The sequence below is a fragment of the Agromyces sp. Marseille-P2726 genome, assembly GCF_902809835.1.
Classification (GTDB): Bacteria; Actinomycetota; Actinomycetes; order Actinomycetales; family Microbacteriaceae; genus Agromyces.
The window spans coordinates 1-17,724 of record NZ_CADDWM010000015.1 but is presented as its reverse complement, the minus strand read 5'-3'; the positions used below and the strand labels follow the sequence as shown (position 1 = coordinate 17,724).

The following is a 17,724-nucleotide window of genomic DNA, read 5'->3' as shown; positions in this document are numbered from 1 at the left end:
GATCAGCCCGCAATCCGCCAGCCGCGGCCGGCCAGCTCGTCGGTGAGGCGCTCCAGCACCTCGGGAAGCACGAAGATCTCGGCGAGGCCCACTTGGGCACCGGGCGAGTGCTCGAGGCGAAGGTCCTCGAGGTTGACGCCGGCATCGCCGACATCGTTGAAGAGGCGCGCCAGCTGCCCGGGCCGGTCGTCGACCATGACGATCAGGCTCGAGTACCGCCGGTCGACGCCGTGCTTGCCCGGCAGTCGTTCGAGGCCGGTATTGCCGCCGAACAGTTCTTCGGCGACGCGGCGACGGGCGCCGGGGGCCTCGACGTCCTCGAGGGCATCGATGAACCGGTCGAGGTCGTCGCGGTACGCGCGGAGGATCTCCGAGACCGGCGCTGCGTTCTGGCCGAGGATCTGCACCCAGAGTTCGGGGTCGCTCGCCGCGATCCGGGTGACGTCACGGAGCCCCTGCCCCGCCAGGTTGAGGGCGGAGTTCGGCGCTTCGATGAGGCGGCGGGCCATGAGGCTCGAGATCACCTGCGGTACGTGGGAGACGAGTGCGACGGCTCGATCGTGCTGCTCGGGCGTCAGCTCGACGAGCGTTGCGCCGAGGTCGAGGATGAGATCGTCGACGGCCGAGCCGTCCTGGTACGAGATGTTGCCGTGGTCGACCACGACCCACGGCCGGCCGACGAACAGGTCGGCGCGCCCCGACATGGGTCCGCCTCGCTCGCGACCGGCCATCGGGTGCGTGCCGATGTACCGTGAGAGGTCGGCGCCGCGAGCTCGGAGCTCCTCGTGGACGGCGACCTTCACGCTCGAGACATCCGTCACGATCGCCTGGGGGAACGCGTCGAGCTCGGCAGCGACGACCTCGGCCGTGACATCCGGCGGCACGCACACGACGATGAGCTGCGGTCGGTCACCCGGTTCGGCGGGGCGGCCGGCCCCGTAGTCGGCGGCGATCGCGAGATGCGTGGGCGACGCGTCCGCCAGGATCACCTCGATGCCCTTCGCGCGGAGTCCGAGGCCGATGCTGGCGCCGAGCAGGCCGACGCCGACGACGCGCACGGGACCGATGAGGCGTGATTCGGTCACTCGTCCCCTTCGTTCCATTCGGCGCCGTCGCGGGCGGGGTCCGCGGCGCGGGCGATCGTGAGCAATCGACCGCGTTCAACCTTAGTCAACTCCCGCATGGCGCCCGACTTGAGCGTTCCGAGGGTGAGCGGGCCGAAGCTGCGACGAACGAGGTCGACGACCGGATGCCCCACCGCGTCGAACATCCGGCGCACGATCCGGTTCCGCCCCGAGTGCAGCGTCACTTCGACCATCGAGTACCGGTCGTCGGGCTGCTTCTGCAGGATCCGACCGCGATCGATGGAGATCGGGCCGTCATCGAGTTCGATGCCCTGTTTGAGTCGCTGCAGGGACTGCGGCGCCACTCGGCCGCGCACCTTCGCGATGTACGTCTTCTCCACGCCGAACGAGGGGTGGGCGAGCACGTGTGCGAGCGCGCCGTCGTTCGTCAGGAGCAGCAGCCCGCTCGTCTCCGCATCGAGGCGCCCGACGTTGAAGACCCGCTCCTCGAGCTCGTCGGTGAAGCGCGTGAGATCGGGGCGGCCGTGCTCGTCGCGCATCGAGGACACGATGCCGCGTGGCTTGTTGAGCATGTAGTAGCGCTTCGCCGTGTCGAGCTGCACGGCGACTCCATCGACCGAGACGAGGTCGGTCGATGGGTCGATGCGCGTGCCGAGTTCGGTCACGACCTGCCCGTTCACCTCGACGCGCCCCTCGACGATGAGCTGCTCGGACACCCGACGGCTCGCGACACCGGCTGCGGCCATCGCCTTCTGCAGGCGTGTCCCGGCGGAGAGCGCCCCGCCGGCCGCGTCAGTCAACGTCGAACCCCTCTTGGCCGTCATCGAGCAGCGGCGAAACATGCGGCAGCTCCTCGAGCGAATTGATTCCGAGGTTGACGAGCAGCAACTCGGTCGTGCCGTAGAGGATCGCCCCCGTCTCGGGATCCGCGTCGACCTCGGTGATGAGCCCGCGACCGACGAGCGTGCGCACCACGGAATCGACGTTCACGGCGCGGATCGACGCGATCGACGACCGCGAGATGGGTTGCTTGTACGCGACGACCGCGAGCGTCTCGAGCGCTGCCTGCGACAGGCGAGTCGACGACTGTGTCAGCACGAAGTCGGCCACCAGGGCGTCGTACTCGGCGCGCACGTAGAACCGCCAGCCGCCGCCGACCTCGCGCAGTTCGAACCCGCGACGGATGCCGCGACCCCCGAGTACGTCGGCCGCGACGTCGGTGCGGGGCTCCCCCGACATACCGGTGCCGTCGTAGTCCGCACGGAGGCGTTCGATCGCTGCCCGCACTTCGGCGACCGGCCGCCGGACCGCCGCAGCGAGCCGCACGACGCTCTGCGGCTCGTCGGCCACGAACAGGATCGCCTCGATCGCTCGATCGAGGTCGAGGCCCGGTTGACCAGGCACGTCGAGCGGCGTGACGATCGACAGTTCGGGCCCCACCTCCACGGCGGCATCCGTCTCACTCGTCATAGTCGGCCCCCAGGCTCTCGAGGTTGTCGTCGTTCCAGTGCTCCCCGGCCCAGCGCAGCGTCAACTCGCCGAGCGGTTCCAGCTGCTCGAATCCGATCGCCGAGTGTCGGTACAGCTCGAGGACGGCGAGGAAGCGCGCGACGACCACACCCGGTTGGCCGATGCCGGCGATGAGCTCGCGGAACGTCACCGTCTCGCTCCGCCGCAGCACGGCCACCACGTGCGCCGCCTGCTCGCGGATGGAGACGAGCGGTGCATGCAGGTGGTCGAGCCCGACCACCGGGATCTCGCGCGGAGCCAGGGCGAGCGCCGCGAGCGCCGCGAAGTCGTCGGCGCTGAGCGTCCACCGCAGCTCGGGAGCGCGTTGGCGGAAGCGCTCCTCGAGCCGGACGCTCCGTGGATGCCGCAGGCTCTCTGCCTCCAGACGGGACGCGAACCACCGCGACGCCTCCTTGAACGCGCGGTACTGCAGCAGCCGGGCGAACAGCAGGTCACGCGCCTCGAGCAGGGCCACGTCTTCGGCATCGACGAGCTCGCCCTGCGGCAGGAGGCCCGCGACCTTCAGGTCGAGCAGGGTCGCGGCCACGACGAGGAACTCGGATGCCCGGTCGAGCTCCTCCTCGGAATCGAGTCCGCGCAGGTACGAGAGGAACTCGTCGGTCACTGCCGAGAGCGAGACCTCGGTGATGTCGAGTTCGCGCTTGGAGATGAGCGAGAGCAGGAGGTCGAAGGGGCCCTCGAAGTTCGTCAGCGCGACCCGGAACTCGGGGTCGGAGGCCTCGACGTCGGATACCTCGGTCGGGACCGGTGCAGCCTCAGGCGACCGCGCCACGGAAGACCAGCTCCCTCGCGAGCTGCCGGTACGCCCTGGACGCCTGGTGCTCTGGCGCGAACTCGGTGATGGGCGTCGCCGCCACGGTCGCGTCGGGGAACTTCACCGTTCGCGTGATCACCGTCTCGAGGACCTTGTCGCCGAAGGCATCGACGACCCGCTCGAGCACCTCGCGCGAGTGCAGCGTGCGCGCGTCGTACATCGTGGCGAGGATGCCGTCGAGCTCGATGACCGGGTTGAGACGATCGCGCACCTTGTCGATCGTCTCGATGAGGAGGGCCACGCCGCGCAGGGCGAAGTACTCGCACTCGAGCGGGATCACCACCCCGTGGCTCGCGGTGAGGGCGTTCACCGTGAGGAGCCCGAGCGACGGCTGGCAGTCGATGAGGATGACGTCGTAGTCGGCGGAGACCCGCCGGAGCACGCTCGCGAGGATCTGCTCGCGGGCGACCTCGGTGACGAGGTGCACCTCAGCGGCCGACAGGTCGATGTTCGCCGGGATCACGTCGAGGCCCTCGACCGTCGTCGGCTGGATCACGTCGTTCGGGTCGAGGTTGCGCGAGAGCAGCAGGTCGTAGACGGTCGGCACGTCGTGCGTCTTCACGCCGAGGCCGGCCGAGAGCGCGCCCTGCGGGTCGAAGTCGACCGCCAGGACCCGGCGCCCGTAGTCGGCGAGGGTGGCCCCGAGGTTGATCGTGGTCGTCGTCTTGCCCACGCCGCCTTTCTGGTTGCACAGGGCGATGACGCGAGCGGGCCCGTGCGATCGCAGGCGCTTCGGCTCGGGGAAGTCTCGAAGCGGACGCCCGGTCGGGCCGACCTCAGGCTCCAGCGAGGCGATGCCGTCGAGCTGGTCCTGCATCTGCTGGGTCACGTGGTCTCTCCTGCATCCTTCGATACCTGCGTCGGTGCGAGGGCTTGGTCGATTCTAACGAGCACGGGGGTGGGCGGCCGTGTACATCTCCCGGAGTGTATCGGCTGTGACCAGCGTGTAGATCTGCGTGGTCGCGACCGACGAGTGCCCGAGCAGCTCCTGCACCACCCGAACGTCGGCCCCGCCCTCGAGCAGGTGCGTCGCGAACGAGTGCCGGAGGGTGTGCGGTGAGACGGATGCCGCGAGCCCGACGCGTTCGGCCGCGTCGTGGATGACCTCCCACGCGGCCTGCCGCGACATCCGCCTGCCGCGGACACCGAGGAACAGGGCAGGCGACGCCGGCCCCCGGGCCGAGAAGACCGGCCGCGCACGCACGAAGTACGCGTCGACCGCGCGACGGGCGTACGAACCGAGCGGCACGATGCGCTGCTTCCCACCCTTGCCGAAGAGCCGCACGACGTCGTCGTCGACGAGGTCGTCGACGTTCAGGGCCGTCGCCTCCGAGACGCGGGCTCCCGTCGCGTAGAGCAGTTCCAGCAGGGCGGCGTCGCGCAGCTGCCGCGGCTCGTCGCCACCGGCCGCGGCGATGAGCTCCTCGACCTCGTCGACGGGGATGGCCTTGGGCAGTCGCATCGGCAGCTTCGGCGTTCGGAGGTCACGTGAGACATCCGACTCGAGGACGCCCTCGTCGGCGAGGAAGCGGTGCAGACCCCGCACCGCGGACAGCACCCGGGCGATCGAGGAGGTCGCGAGCGTCGGCGACCGATCGGTGCCGAGGAAGCGCACGAAGTCGGCCAGGTCCTGCTCGCCGACCGACCGGGGTCCGTCGAATCCGCGCGACGCCAACCACTGCCCGTACGTGTCGAGGTCGCGCCGGTACGACGCGATGGTGTTCCGCGCGAGACCACGTTCCACGCCGAGGTGTCGAAGGTACCCCTGGGCCCACGCGGCATCCGTCATCTCGGCGCCGGCTCCGTGCGCGGGGTCGGACGCGTGGGCCACGCGGCGTCGGCGGCGCCCAGTCCCTGCCAGCCGCGCCCCCGGAAGGCGTGGGCGGCGAGAACCCCGATCGTGAGCGACGGGTTCTGCACGCGGCGCGCGAGCACGGCGTCGACGCACTCGTCGAGCGCGACCCACCGGGTCTGCATGTGCGCCTCCTCGTCTTTGCGCGCGAACGCCTCGCTCGTCTCGCGGACGCCGCGCGCGAGGTAGATGCGGATCGCCTCATCGCTGCCGCCCGGCGAGGTGGAGAAGTCGGCGAGCACCGCCCAGTCGGATGCCGCGAGATCGCCCTCCTCGGCCAGCTCCCGCTGCGCGGCCGCGAGCGGGTCCTCGCCGTGAACGTCGAGGAGGCCGGCCGGGATCTCCCACTGGCGGGTGCGCACGGGGTGCCGGTACTGGCGGATGAGGAACACGCGCTCGGCGTCGTCGAGGGCGAGCACGGCGACCGCGCCGGGATGGTCGACATACTCGCGGACGATCGGCTTGCCCTCGAGCTCGAAGGTGTCTCGCCGCACGTCCCACACGAGCCCTGAGAAGACCTGCTCACTCCCGTGGAGCGGCAGTTCGACCGCTTCGTCGGCCAGGGGCTCAGACATTCGCGACGTCGAAGAGCAGACTGGCCTGCTGGCGCTCGAGGGCCGCGCCCACCAGTCCGCGGAACAGGGGGTGAGGCTCGTTCGGACGGCTCCGCAGCTCGGGGTGCGCCTGGGTGCCGATGTAGAACGGGTGCACCTCGCGTGCCAACTCGACGAACTCGACGAGGTGGCGGTCGGGCGACATGCCCGAGAACACGAGGCCGGCCGAGGCGATGCGGTCGCGGAATCCGTTGTTGACCTCGTAGCGGTGGCGGTGCCGTTCGGACACCTGGGTGGAGCCGTACAACTCGGCCGCGATGGACCCCTCGGCGAGCGTCGCCGGGTACAGGCCCAAGCGCATCGTGCCGCCGAGGTCGCCCCCGGCGATGATCTCGACCTGCTCCTCCATCGTGGCGATGACGGGGTACGGCGTATCTGGGTCGAACTCGCTCGACGAAGCGCCGTCGAGCCCCACGATGTTGCGCGAGAACTCGATGACCATGCACTGCAGCCCGAGGCAGAGGCCCAGGGCGGGGATCGCGTTCTCGCGAGCGAAGCGCAGCGCTCCGAGCTTGCCCTCGATGCCGCGAACGCCGAACCCGCCGGGCACGCAGATGCCGTCGAGGTGCGCGAGGTGCTTCTGCGCTCCCTCGGGTGTGCGGCATTCGTCGGAGGGGATCCACTCGATGTTCACCTTGGTGTCGTTCGCGAAGCCTCCGGCGCGCAGTGCCTCGGTCACCGACAGGTAGGCGTCGGGCAGGTCGATGTACTTGCCGACGAGACCGATGGTGACCTCGTGCTTCGGGTCGTGCACGGTCTCGAGCAGCCGGCTCCAGCCCGACCAGTCGACGTCGTCGGCCTTCTCGGCGAGGCCGAGTGCGTCGATGAGGTACGCGTCGAGCCCCTGTTCGTGCAGCATGGTCGGGATGTCGTAGATCGAGGGAACGTCGACGGCATTCACGACCGCGCGCTCGTCGACGTCGCACATGAGGGCGATCTTGCGCTTGTTCCCCTCGGTCACCGGTCGGTCGCTGCGCAGCACCAGTGCGTCGGGCTGGATACCCATGGAGCGGAGCGCAGCGACCGAATGCTGGGTCGGCTTCGTCTTCTGCTCGCCGGACGCGCCCATGAACGGCACGAGCGAGACGTGCACGAAGAACACGTTGCCCCGGCCCAGCTCGTGTCGGACCTGCCGAGCCGACTCGATGAACGGCTGCGACTCGATGTCACCGACCGTGCCGCCGATCTCCGTGATGATGACGTCGGGCTTCGGGGTCTCGGTGGCCTGCAGGCGCATGCGGCGCTTGATCTCATCCGTGATGTGGGGGATCACCTGCACCGTGTCGCCGAGGTACTCGCCGCGGCGTTCCTTGGCGATGACGGTCGAATAGATCTGGCCGGTGGTCACGTTGGCGGCCTGGGTGAGATTGATGTCGAGGAACCGCTCGTAGTGGCCGATGTCGAGGTCGGTCTCGGCGCCGTCATCGGTCACGAAGACCTCGCCATGCTGGAAGGGGTTCATCGTGCCCGGGTCGACGTTGAGATACGGGTCGAGCTTCTGCATGACCACGCGCAGCCCCCGCGCCGTGAGCAGGTTGCCGAGACTGGCAGCCGTGAGTCCCTTGCCCAGCGAGGAGACGACACCACCAGTCACGAAGATGTGCTTGGTCACGCCGTCGATCGGCTCAGGGTTCGAAATGTCTGCGCTCTGCGCCGGTCCGCGATCATCCACCACGGGCTTATAGTCTAACCGACGATCGGGGCGAGGCGTCACGCCGCGCGGTCCGATGCGATCTCGAGCAACTCGCGCGCGTGAGCCAGTCCGCTCTCGGAGTCGGTCAGACCCGACAGCAGCCTCGCCATCTCGGCCTCCCGTTCAGCGCCGTCGAGCTGGCGAACGCTCGATGCGGTCACCCGTCCATCGGTGCCCTTCACCACGCTCAGGTGGTTCGTGGCGAACGCAGCCACTTGTGCGAGGTGCGTGACGACGATCACCTGCGACCGCTCAGCGAGCCGCGCCAGCCGCCGGCCGATCTCGATGGCCGCGGCGCCGCCCACCCCGGCGTCGACCTCATCGAAGACGAACGTCGGAACCGGGTCGGTGCCCGCGATCACCACCTCGATGGCGAGCATCACGCGCGAGAGCTCACCGCCCGAGGCGCCGCGAGAAACCGGGCGCGGCTCGGCGCCCGGATGGGGCTGCAGCAGGATGGCCACCTGGTCGCGTCCGTGGGCGGCGGGCTCGTGCGCCGAATCGACCGCGACGGCGAGTCGGGCGTCGGGCATGGCGAGCGACGCGAGCTCGGCGGTGATGGCGTCGGCGAGGCGAGCGGCAGCGTCCGTGCGCAGTTCGGTGAGCAGGCCGGCGAGACGATCGACCTCGGCAGCGGATGCCTCGACCGATGCCTCGAGCGCCTCGATGCGCTCATCGTCACCGTCGAGCTCGACGAGTCGGAGTCCCCCGGTTCGGCGGAACTCGAGCACGTCGTCGAGCGTGCCACCGTGGCGACGCACGAGCGACGCGAGCAGCGCCCGACGCTCCTGCACGAGCTCGAGCTCGCGGGCGCCATCGGCGTCGAGCCCGGCGAGGTAACCGGCCAGTTCGGTCGCGGCGTCGGCCAGGAGGAACCCGGCGCTCTGCAGTGCCTCGGCGATCGGCCCGAGCGCGGCGTCATGTTCCACGACGCGATCGAGATGGCGGCGGGCGCTGTCGACGAGCTCCACGGCGTCGGGGGCGCCGTCGACCACGTCTTCAGCAGAGATGAGAGCTCGTGCCTGGGCGGCCGCCATGCGCAGCTCCTCGAGGTTCGAGAGCCGATCGGCTCGCTCGGCGAGCTCGACGTCTTCGCCGGCCTGGGGGTCGGCCGCCTCGACCTCGTCGAGCGCGACCCGCAGCTCCTCGGCCTCGCGAGCCCGCGCGTCGTGCGCGTCGCGGAGACGGTCGAGCTCAGCGGCATCCGCGCGCCAATTGTCGAATACGCCGCGATACTCGTCGAGCGCCTCTTGGAGGCGAGGCCCCGCGAACCGGTCGAGGGCCTCCCGCTGGGCCACCGCCGACCGCAGCCGCTGCTGGTCGGCCTGGCCGTGCACCACCACGAGGTCGTCGCCGAGCTCGGCGAGCACGCCCACCGGAGCGCTGCGGCCGCCGACGACGGCACGACTGCGACCCTCGGACGTGACCGACCGGCCGAGGAGCAGCTCGCCCGCGTCGATCTCTCCACCCGTCTCGGCGCCTCGCTCAGCGATCGCGCCCGCCTCTGGGACCATCCATCGGCCTTCGACCCAGGCCTGCTTCGCTCCGGACCTGACGGCCCCGGCGTCAGCGCGCGCGCCCAGCAGGAGGCCGAGCGCCGTGACGACCATCGTCTTGCCGGCGCCGGTCTCGCCGGTCACGGCGGTGAATCCGGGCCCGAGCGGCAACGTCGCTTCAGCGATCACGCCGAGATCGCGGATGCCGAGTTCTTCAATCAATGCAGACCTCACCCATCGCAGCACTCAATCACGCCGACCCGGCCCACGCCAGCCCGAAACCGGCAGCTGGAACTTGTTCACGAGTCGATCGGTGAAGGGCGCCTCGTGCAGACGTGCCAGGCGAACCGGCACCGACGACTTGCGCACGACGACGCGGGCACCCGGTGGAAGGTCGAAGGTGCGACGGCCGTCGCACCAGATCACGGCCGACGTATCGGTGCGCTGGAGGATCTCGACCGCGAGTGCGGACTCGGGCCCGACGACGAGCGGGCGCGCGAACAGGGCGTGCGCGCTGAGCGGCACGAGCAGCAGCGCCTCGAGGCTCGGCCACACGATGGGACCGCCCGCCGAGAACGAGTAGGCGGTCGAGCCGGTCGGCGTGGACATCACGATGCCGTCGCACCCGAACGATGAGAGCGGCCGTCGATCGACCTCGACGACCACCTCGAGCATGCGCTCGCGTTCCGCCTTCTCGACCGTGACCTCGTTGAGGGCCCAGCTCTCGTAGACCACCTCGTGGCCGACCTTCGCACGCACCGACAGGGTCATGCGCTCCTCGACGACGTAGTCGCGGGCGAGCGCTCGCGCCACCGTGTATCCGAGATCGTCTCGCTCACTCTCGGCGAGGAAGCCCACGTGACCGAGGTTCACCCCGAGCAGGGCGACGGGATGCTCGCGCATCAGCTCTGCCGCCCGCAGGATCGTACCGTCGCCGCCCAGCACGATGACGAGCTCGATCGCGCGCGGATCGACCTCACCGAAGCGCTTCGCCTCACCGTTCAGCCTCGGGACGAACGCCTGCACGTCGTCCCAGTGTTCATCGGCGATGACCGGGACGGCGCCCTCTGCAAGGAGCTGCGAGCACACCTCGCCTGTCGCCTCGAGGGCTGACTGCCGGCCGGTGTGGGAGACCACGAGGAAGTGCCGTGGTTCGTTCACGCGATCGCGCCTCCCGCCAGTTGCTCCACCCGACGCATCCATTCTGTCGGATTCACCCCTGACGTCGCGGTGAGGTGGACCAGGTATTCGTGGTTCCCATGGCTGCCGGCGATTGGGGAGGACAGGACGCCGGCGGTCCCGAGCCCGATGTCGAAGGCGGCCCAGAGCACGTTCGCGACCGCCTCCGAGCGCAGCGCGGAATCGCGCACGACCCCCTCGCGCACCCCTCCCCGACCCACCTCGAACTGCGGCTTGACGAGCAGCACGAAGTCCGCGTCATCCGCCGCCGTCGTGCGAAGCGCCGGCAGCACGGTCGTGAGCGAGATGAACGACAGGTCGGCGGTGACGAGTGAGGGCGGTTCGGAGACGCCCGTCAGGTCGGCAAGCCTGGCGCGGTCGAGGTTGCGTACGTTGCATCCCTCCACGAGCACGAGGCCGTGCGCCTCCTGCAGCTCGGGCGCGAGCTGACCGTGGCCGACGTCGACGGCGAGTACGGCGCGAGCGCCGCGCTCCAGCAGCACCTGGCTGAATCCACCGGTCGACGCTCCGGCGTCGAGGGCCACCCGGCGTGCCGGATCCACCCCGAATCCGTCGAGCGCGGCGATGAGCTTGTGCGCCGCGCGGCTCACGTAGTGGTCGGATGCCGCGACCTTCACCACACTCGACTCCCCGACTCGCATCGACGGCTTGACGGCGGCGCGGCCGTCGACCGTGACGACGCCCGACGCGATGAGCGTCGCCGCCTGCGTGCGCGATCGGGCCAGTCCTCGCTCCGCCATGGCCGCATCGAGCCGCTGATCGGGCATCAGCCGAGCTCGTGCCCCGGGTCGGAGTGCTCGAGTTCGGAGCGGAGCCGCTCGGCCAATGCCCGGTAGCCGTCGGCGCGATCGGCGAGCGGCTTCGACTCGATGTCGCGAAGCGCGTCGAGCACCTCTGCACCGGGCTGCTCGTCTGCGACCGGCTCGTCTCGGACCTGCTCGTCAGTACTCACTCGACCACGGTACCCCGACGCGCGAGCGAGGAGCCGCCCGCCATCGGCTGGCCGTCAGGTCGGCGGCCCATCCGGGTTCAGGCGTACAGGCGCGTAGGCACGTCGAGCGCGTGAATGGCGATGCCCGCCTGCCAGATCGCGGCGCACGCCGCACGGAGCAGGTCGAGGCCTCCGTCGCCGTCGGACACGATGTCGACGCGATTGCCGTCGATCCGAACCCTCGCATCGCCGACCTTGACCCCGCCGCCACGGATCGGCTCGGTGACCGGATACGGCTCGTGAAGGCCTCGGAGGTCGCCGAGGATGAAGTCGGGGCGACTCTTCGCGTCGGCGGCGAGCAGTTGCTTCGCCCGGTCGATGCCCGTCAGCACCACGGCGCTGTGCATGCCGGCGCGGTTCGCGCCGAGGATGTCGGTGTCGAGACGATCGCCCACCACGAGAGGACGCTCGGCGCCGAACCGTCGCCGCGCCTCTTCGAAGATCGGTGTCTCCGGTTTTCCGGCCACCACCGGGAACCGCCCCACTGCGGTGTGCACGGCCGACACGAGCGTCCCGTTGCCGGGCGCAACCCCGCGCGCGACCGGGATCGTCCAGTCCATGTTGGTGGCGATCCACGGAATTCCCGGCGTTGCGGCATCCGCACCGCCGTTCGCGTTCAAGGCGAAGGATGCCTCGGCCAGCTCACGCCAGCCGACCGACGGGTCGAACCCCTGCACGACGGCATCGGGACCGTCGTCGGCGGCGCGTGTGACCCCGTAGCCGCGCTTCTCGAGCTCCGTGACGATGCCCTCTCCGCCGACCACGAACACGAGGGACCCGGGCGCGACCTGCTGCTCGAGCAGCAGCATCGCGGCCTGCGGAGACGTCACGACGTCTTCGGGGACCACGTCGAGACCGAGCTCTGCGAGGTGACCGGCGACGGATGCATCGCTTCGCGACGCGTTGTTCGTGATGTAGCCCACGGCGCGCTCGCGCTTCGTGCGGTTGAGACTCTCCACGGCGTACGGGATCGCCCCGCGCCCGGCGTACACGACGCCGTCCAGGTCCGCGAACACCGCGTCGACCCCGTCGAGCGGCGTGGGCGCCTCAGTCCTCCTGCCGAACAGCGCCATCCGACGTGTCCTCCAGCACTGCCGCGACGTCGGGCTCCAGCACTGCGCCGGGATCGTCGTCGATCTCGCCATCCGCCGGAATCGGCTCCTCGGCGGACTCGGACTCCTCGGACTCGTCCGACTCGTCGGACTCGTCGGACTCGTCGAGCTCGACCTCGAAGATCTCCACGACCTCCGCCTCGGCCGGTCCGGCAAGCGCTTCCTCGGCACGGCGGGCCCGAGCCCGCCATTCCGCCGCCTCCGAGGCGCGCCCGAGTTCCTCGAGCACCTCGGCGTAGGCCGAGAACAACGCAGGACTGTATGAGAACGCCCGATCAGGGTCGAGTTGTGGAATCTCGAGTTCCGCGAGGGCCAACTCGGGTTGCTCGAGGTCGAGACGGGCGCCCGACATGGCGAGGGCGAGGTCGGCCTGCACCGCCGCGGGCAGCTCGGCCCGGTCGACGGATCGACCCACCTCCAGTGCACGGTCGGGACGCCCGACCCCGCGCTCGCTGTCGACCAGGAGCGGCAGCTGGTCGTTCTTCCCGGAGATGCGACGGTATGTGCGGAGCTCACGCAGTGCAAGGCCGAAATCGCCGGTCGCATACGCAGTGATGGCGAGCGTCTCGCGCACCACGGCGATACGGCCGGCCCTGCGCGCGGCGGACATGGCATGCCGGTGAGCGAGCTGAGGGTCGTTCTCGAGCAGTTCGGATGCCGCGACGAGGTGTCGCGCGACCCAGTCGGCATTCTCCTTGCTCAGCGTCTTCAGCTCGGCGCGGGCTCCCCTGTCGAGATCGCGGGCTTGGACGCGGTCGGGAATCTCGGGATCGTCGTGGCGTGGGCGAACCGCGAGGTCCCTGGCGCCGTGGGCCTCACGCCGCAGCTCGTCGCGGGAGTCGGGTCGCCGCTCCCCATCGCGCGAGTACGGGCGCCGCTCACCGTTGCGGGAGTACGGACGCTTCTCACCGTCGCGCTCGCGCGAGTACGGACGCTTCTCACCGTCGCGCGAGTACGGTCGCTTCTTCGGATCCCGATTCCCATGGGGTCGCTGCTGCCCGTCACGCTTGCCCGAGTACGGACGCTTCTCACCGTCACGCGAGTACGGACGCTTCTCACCGTCACGCGAGTACGGACGCTTCTCACCGTCACGGGAATACGGACGCTTCTCACCGTCACGCTTGCCCGAGTACGGACGCTTCTCACCGTCACGCGAGTACGGACGCTTCTCGCCGTCACGGGAATACGGACGCTTCTCACCGTCACGCCTGGCCCCGTACGAACGCTTCGAATCCCGGTCGCCGTACGGACGCTGCTCACCGTCGCGCTCGCGCGAGTACGGTCGCTTCTTCGGATCCCGATCACCTGAGGAACGCCCCTCGGAGCGTGGCCCCCGAGGCCGACCCGACGAACTTCCGCCGGCGCCGCGCGATCGACCATCGTTCCGATCGCCCCGCTCTGGGCGGTCCTGCCTGCCCGAGTCGTTCCTGGAATCGCTCACCATCGTCCTGTCATGTGTGGGGGTCCTCGTCCGAACCAACGCTACTGCGGCGGACTCCGATGCGTCCGTTAACGAGAAATGGCCACCTACCGGCGCTCGCAATTGAACGCGGTGGGTGGCCACTCTTCGAATGGTTGTCCGGCGGTGTCCTACTCTCCCACAGGGTCGCCCCTGCAGTACCATCGGCGCTGCGAGTCTTAGCTTCCGGGTTCGGAATGGGTCCGGGCGTTTCCCTCGCGCTATGGCCGCCGTAACTCTGTACCAGCACCCCGGTGTGTGGGGGGTGTGGTGGTCTCGGTGCACACCAGGCCACCGGTTTGGGGGTGGTGGTGTGGGGTCGGTGTTGTGTTGTCGTGTTGTTGTGTTGTGTTGTTCCGTCTGTTGGGAACCACAGAGTGGACGCGAGCAATCCGGGCCACACAACCCTGCCCTTGAACCTGGTTGTGTGTGGTGATTGTCAAGTTATCGGCGTATTAGTACCGGTCAGCTGCACAAGTCGTTAGTCCTTGCTTCCACATCCGGCCTATCAACCCAGTCGTCTTCTGGGCGCCTCTCCCCCTTGCGGGGATGGAAATCTCATCTTGAGGCCGGCTTCCCGCTTAGATGCTTTCAGCGGTTATCCATCCCGAACGTAGCTAGCCGGCGGTGCTCCTGGCGGAACAACTGGCACACCAGAGGTTCGTCCAACCCGGTCCTCTCGTACTAGGGTCAGATCCTCTCAAATTTCCTGCGCGCGCGGCGGATAGGGACCGAACTGTCTCACGACGTTCTAAACCCAGCTCGCGTACCGCTTTAATGGGCGAACAGCCCAACCCTTGGGACCTACTCCAGCCCCAGGATGCGACGAGCCGACATCGAGGTGCCAAACCATGCCGTCGATATGGACTCTTGGGCAAGATCAGCCTGTTATCCCCGAGGTACCTTTTATCCGTTGAGCGACAGCGCTTCCACAAGCCACTGCCGGATCACTAGTCCCGACTTTCGTCCCTGCTCGACCTGTCAGTCTCACAGTCAAGCTCCCTTGTGCACTTACACTCGCCACCTGATTGCCAACCAGGTTGAGGGAACCTTTGGGCGCCTCCGTTACTCTTTGGGAGGCAACCGCCCCAGTTAAACTACCCACCAGGCACTGTCCCTGAACCGGATCACGGTCCGAGGTTAGATATCCAGAGCGACCAGAGTGGTATTTCAACAACGACTCCACCGACACTAGCGTGCCAGCTTCACAGTCTCCCACCTATCCTACACAAGCCGCACCGAACACCAATACCAAGCTGTAGTAAAGGTCACGGGGTCTTTCCGTCCTGCTGCGCGTAACGAGCATCTTTACTCGTAATGCAATTTCGCCGAGTTCGCGGTTGAGACAGCTGGGAAGTCGTTACGCCATTCGTGCAGGTCGGAACTTACCCGACAAGGAATTTCGCTACCTTAGGATGGTTATAGTTACCACCGCCGTTTACTGGGGCTTAAATTCTCAGCTTCGCCTTGCGGCTAACCGGTCCTCTTAACCTTCCAGCACCGGGCAGGCGTCAGTCCGTATACATCGTCTTGCGACTTGGCACGGACCTGTGTTTTTAGTAAACAGTCGCTTCCCACTGGTCTCTGCGGCCACTCCACGCTTCCCCCAGCAAGTGGGTTCACGTTTCGGGCCCCCCTTCTCCCGAAGTTACGGGGGCATTTTGCCGAGTTCCTTAACCACGATTCTCTCGATCTCCTCGGTATTCTCTACCTGACCACCTGAGTCGGTTTGGGGTACGGGCGGCTGGAACCTCGCGTCGATGCTTTTCTCGGCAGCATAGGATCACCGACTTTTCATCCGCATCGCGTCTCAACCTCGTGAGCGACGGATTTGCCTATCGCTCGGTCTACACGCTTGCCCCGGGACAACCATCGCCCGGGATCGGCTACCTTCCTGCGTCACACCTGTTATCACGCTCACTCCACCAGACGGGGTCGCATGCCACCCCGCACATCACCCCGAAGGGATCCGCACGGTTAGGGATGCTTAGCACTCCTGGTTTCGTGTGGGCGGTTCTTCGCCGGTACGGGAATATCAACCCGTTGTCCATCGACTACGCCTGTCGGCCTCGCCTTAGGTCCCGACTTACCCAGGGCAGATTAGCTTGACCCTGGAACCCTTGGTCTTCCGGAGGACGGGTTTCTCACCCGTCTTTCGCTACTCATGCCTGCATTCTCACTCGTGTGGCCTCCACGGTTGGTTCACACCACCGCTTCCCCGGCCACACGACGCTCTCCTACCCATCACCACGACTGGACCACGAAGGCCGATCACTATGCGGTAATGCCACGACTTCGGTGGCGTGCTTGAGCCCCGTTACATTGTCGGCGCGGAATCACTTGACCAGTGAGCTATTACGCACTCTTTCAAGGGTGGCTGCTTCTAAGCCAACCTCCTGGTTGTCTGTGCAACTCCACATCCTTTCCCACTTAGCACGCGCTTAGGGACCTTAGTCGGCGGTCTGGGTTGTTTCCCTCTCGACGATGAAGCTTATCCCCCACCGTCTCACTGCTGCGCTCTCACTTACCGGCATTCGGAGTTTGGCTGACGTCAGTAACCTTGTCGGGCCCATCGGCCATCCAGTAGCTCTACCTCCAGCAAGAAACACGCAACGCTGCACCTAAATGCATTTCGGAGAGAACCAGCTATCACGAAGTTTGATTGGCCTTTCACCCCTATCCACAGCTCATCCCCTCCATTTTCAACTGAAGTGGGTTCGGTCCTCCACGCGCTCTTACACGCGCTTCAACCTGGCCATGGATAGATCACTTCGCTTCGGGTCTAGGACCTGCGACTGAATCGCCCTGTTCAGACTCGCTTTCGCTCCGGCTACCCCACCCGGGTTAACCTCGCCACAGATCACTAACTCGCAGGCTCATTCTTCAAAAGGCACGCCGTCACCCCAACACGGAGGCTCCGACGGTTTGTAAGCAAACGGTTTCAGGTACTATTTCACTCCCCTCCCGGGGTACTTTTCACCTTTCCCTCACGGTACTTGTCCGCTATCGGTCATCTGGGAGTATTTAGGCTTATCAGGTGGTCCTGACAGATTCACACGGGATTTCTCGGGCCCCGTGCTACTTGGGATCCCTCTCCGGCCGGCCAGGCATTTCGGCTACGGGACTCACACCCACTCCGGTCCGGCTTTCAATCCGGTTCGCCTATACCTGACACGTCACCGCGACTGTCCGGCAGAACAGCCCGAAAGGTCCCACAACCCCCACCACGCAACCCCTGCCGGGTCTCACACGCAATAGGTTTAGCCTCCTCCGCTTTCGCTCGCCACTACTCACGGAATCACGGTTGTTTTCTCTTCCTGTGGGTACTGAGATGTTTCACTTCCCCACGTTCCCTCTACCCGCCCTATACATTCAGGCGGGAGTCACCAGGTCACCCAAAGGGCCCGGCGGGGTTTCCCCATTCGGAAATCCTCGGATCACAGCTCGTTTATCAGCTCCCCGAGGCTTATCGCAGATTACGACGTCCTTCTTCGGCTCCAGATGCCAAGGCATCCACCGTTTGCTCTTCGAAACTTGAAAATCACATGAGCTAAAAGAAACACCACCACACCCCCGAAAGGGCACGATGGCGACCATTAGATGACCCAACACCCCAAAGGGCATCAGGTCGAAGATGCTCGCGTCCACTATGTAGTTCTCAACAGACGGCCAGAACCCCCACCCCCACCAACCACCAGGTCGATCTCGGCAAAGGCCTGCAAAGGCCAAACCACCCCGAACCCGCTCCGAAAAGCGGCGCAGGGTTGCGTCCGGTCCCTCAGGACCCAACAGCGTGCACGCACCCACCACCCCCCCCCCCACCCCCCCCCTATACACACCTGACCCCCCCCCCGCAACGGATAGACGAGAGATCCGTG

Annotated in this window: 15 protein-coding genes and 2 rRNA genes; 1 reads left to right on the top strand and 16 read right to left on the bottom strand. The window is 67.3% G+C overall.

Annotation, left to right across the window (positions count from 1 at the left end; genetic code table 11):
* Positions 1 to 2: 2 nt before the first annotated feature.
* The 14 genes from HUS56_RS12650 to HUS56_RS12585 form a co-directional block, all read right to left on the bottom strand.
* Positions 3 to 1,103: a prephenate dehydrogenase gene (locus HUS56_RS12650; protein WP_173923812.1), complete on the bottom strand. Its 1,101-nt coding sequence runs from the start codon at positions 1,101 to 1,103 to the stop codon at positions 3 to 5.
* Positions 1,082 to 1,885 (bottom strand): pseudouridine synthase, encoded by an 804-nt coding sequence (locus tag HUS56_RS12645; protein ID WP_256368815.1) that lies wholly within the window; start codon positions 1,883 to 1,885, stop codon positions 1,082 to 1,084. Before HUS56_RS12645 ends, HUS56_RS12650 begins: the two co-directional genes overlap by 22 nt.
* On the bottom strand, positions 1,878 to 2,555 hold the full coding sequence (locus HUS56_RS12640; RefSeq protein ID WP_173923810.1) for an SMC-Scp complex subunit ScpB: 678 nt from the start codon (positions 2,553 to 2,555) through the stop codon (positions 1,878 to 1,880). The genes HUS56_RS12645 and HUS56_RS12640 overlap by 8 nt, the downstream gene beginning before the upstream one ends.
* Positions 2,545 to 3,387, bottom strand: coding sequence for a ScpA family protein (locus HUS56_RS12635; RefSeq protein WP_173923809.1), 843 nt, complete (start codon positions 3,385 to 3,387; stop codon positions 2,545 to 2,547). The genes HUS56_RS12640 and HUS56_RS12635 overlap by 11 nt, the downstream gene beginning before the upstream one ends.
* Complete coding sequence (locus tag HUS56_RS12630) at positions 3,371 to 4,246, bottom strand: ParA family protein (protein WP_173924579.1); 876 nt, start codon at positions 4,244 to 4,246, stop codon at positions 3,371 to 3,373. Before HUS56_RS12630 ends, HUS56_RS12635 begins: the two co-directional genes overlap by 17 nt.
* Positions 4,247 to 4,312: 66 nt before the next feature.
* Positions 4,313 to 5,218, bottom strand: coding sequence for a site-specific tyrosine recombinase XerD (gene xerD, locus HUS56_RS12625; RefSeq protein WP_173924578.1), 906 nt, complete (start codon positions 5,216 to 5,218; stop codon positions 4,313 to 4,315).
* Complete coding sequence (locus tag HUS56_RS12620) at positions 5,215 to 5,856, bottom strand: NUDIX hydrolase (protein WP_173923808.1); 642 nt, start codon at positions 5,854 to 5,856, stop codon at positions 5,215 to 5,217. The genes xerD and HUS56_RS12620 overlap by 4 nt, the downstream gene beginning before the upstream one ends.
* Positions 5,849 to 7,516 (bottom strand): CTP synthase, encoded by a 1,668-nt coding sequence (locus HUS56_RS12615; RefSeq protein ID WP_305792495.1) that lies wholly within the window; start codon positions 7,514 to 7,516, stop codon positions 5,849 to 5,851. The genes HUS56_RS12620 and HUS56_RS12615 overlap by 8 nt, the downstream gene beginning before the upstream one ends.
* A gap of 89 nt (positions 7,517 to 7,605) precedes the next feature.
* Positions 7,606 to 9,306, bottom strand: coding sequence for a DNA repair protein RecN (gene recN, locus HUS56_RS12610; protein WP_173924576.1), 1,701 nt, complete (start codon positions 9,304 to 9,306; stop codon positions 7,606 to 7,608).
* 24 nt (positions 9,307 to 9,330) lie between these two features.
* Positions 9,331 to 10,245: an NAD kinase gene (locus HUS56_RS12605; protein ID WP_254431441.1), complete on the bottom strand. Its 915-nt coding sequence runs from the start codon at positions 10,243 to 10,245 to the stop codon at positions 9,331 to 9,333.
* Complete coding sequence (locus HUS56_RS12600; protein ID WP_173923806.1) at positions 10,242 to 11,051, bottom strand: TlyA family RNA methyltransferase; 810 nt, start codon at positions 11,049 to 11,051, stop codon at positions 10,242 to 10,244. Before HUS56_RS12600 ends, HUS56_RS12605 begins: the two co-directional genes overlap by 4 nt.
* Positions 11,051 to 11,236 carry a hypothetical protein gene (locus HUS56_RS12595; RefSeq protein WP_173923805.1) on the bottom strand — a complete coding sequence of 62 codons (186 nt, stop codon included), beginning with the start codon at positions 11,234 to 11,236 and terminating at the stop codon, positions 11,051 to 11,053. Before HUS56_RS12595 ends, HUS56_RS12600 begins: the two co-directional genes overlap by 1 nt.
* 77 nt (positions 11,237 to 11,313) lie before the next feature.
* The gene (locus tag HUS56_RS12590; protein ID WP_173923804.1) at positions 11,314 to 12,348 is read right to left on the bottom strand and encodes an HAD-IIA family hydrolase; all 1,035 of its coding nucleotides are present in this window, start codon (positions 12,346 to 12,348) and stop codon (positions 11,314 to 11,316) included.
* Positions 12,323 to 12,997, bottom strand: a complete 675-nt coding sequence (locus HUS56_RS12585; RefSeq protein WP_173923803.1) for a hypothetical protein — start codon at positions 12,995 to 12,997, stop codon at positions 12,323 to 12,325. Before HUS56_RS12585 ends, HUS56_RS12590 begins: the two co-directional genes overlap by 26 nt.
* Before the next feature lie 9 nt (positions 12,998 to 13,006).
* Here HUS56_RS12585 and HUS56_RS12580 point away from each other — a divergent pair, with 9 nt between their 5' ends.
* Positions 13,007 to 13,696: a hypothetical protein gene (locus tag HUS56_RS12580; RefSeq protein WP_173923802.1), complete on the top strand. Its 690-nt coding sequence runs from the start codon at positions 13,007 to 13,009 to the stop codon at positions 13,694 to 13,696.
* A 268-nt stretch (positions 13,697 to 13,964) separates the two neighbouring features.
* Here HUS56_RS12580 and rrf read toward each other — a convergent pair.
* Positions 13,965 to 14,081, bottom strand: a 5S ribosomal RNA gene (gene rrf / locus HUS56_RS12575).
* A 200-nt stretch (positions 14,082 to 14,281) separates the two neighbouring features.
* A 23S ribosomal RNA gene (locus HUS56_RS12570) occupies positions 14,282 to 17,386 on the bottom strand.
* Between the last annotated feature and the right edge of the window lie 338 nt (positions 17,387 to 17,724).

What these genes read in the sequence shown, in the direction of transcription:
- HUS56_RS12650 (WP_173923812.1), bottom strand. Translation starts at nt 1,103, where the DNA reads ATGGAACGAAGGGGACGAGTGACCGAATCACGCCTCATCGGTCCCGTG.
- HUS56_RS12640 (WP_173923810.1), bottom strand. Translation starts at nt 2,555, where the DNA reads ATGACGAGTGAGACGGATGCCGCCGTGGAGGTGGGGCCCGAACTGTCG.
- HUS56_RS12630 (WP_173924579.1), bottom strand. Translation starts at nt 4,246, where the DNA reads ATGCAGGACCAGCTCGACGGCATCGCCTCGCTGGAGCCTGAGGTCGGC.
- xerD (WP_173924578.1), bottom strand. Translation starts at nt 5,218, where the DNA reads ATGACGGATGCCGCGTGGGCCCAGGGGTACCTTCGACACCTCGGCGTG.
- HUS56_RS12620 (WP_173923808.1), bottom strand. Translation starts at nt 5,856, where the DNA reads ATGTCTGAGCCCCTGGCCGACGAAGCGGTCGAACTGCCGCTCCACGGG.
- HUS56_RS12600 (WP_173923806.1), bottom strand. Translation starts at nt 11,051, where the DNA reads ATGCCCGATCAGCGGCTCGATGCGGCCATGGCGGAGCGAGGACTGGCC.
- HUS56_RS12590 (WP_173923804.1), bottom strand. Translation starts at nt 12,348, where the DNA reads ATGGCGCTGTTCGGCAGGAGGACTGAGGCGCCCACGCCGCTCGACGGG.
- HUS56_RS12585 (WP_173923803.1), bottom strand. Translation starts at nt 12,997, where the DNA reads ATGTCCGCCGCGCGCAGGGCCGGCCGTATCGCCGTGGTGCGCGAGACG.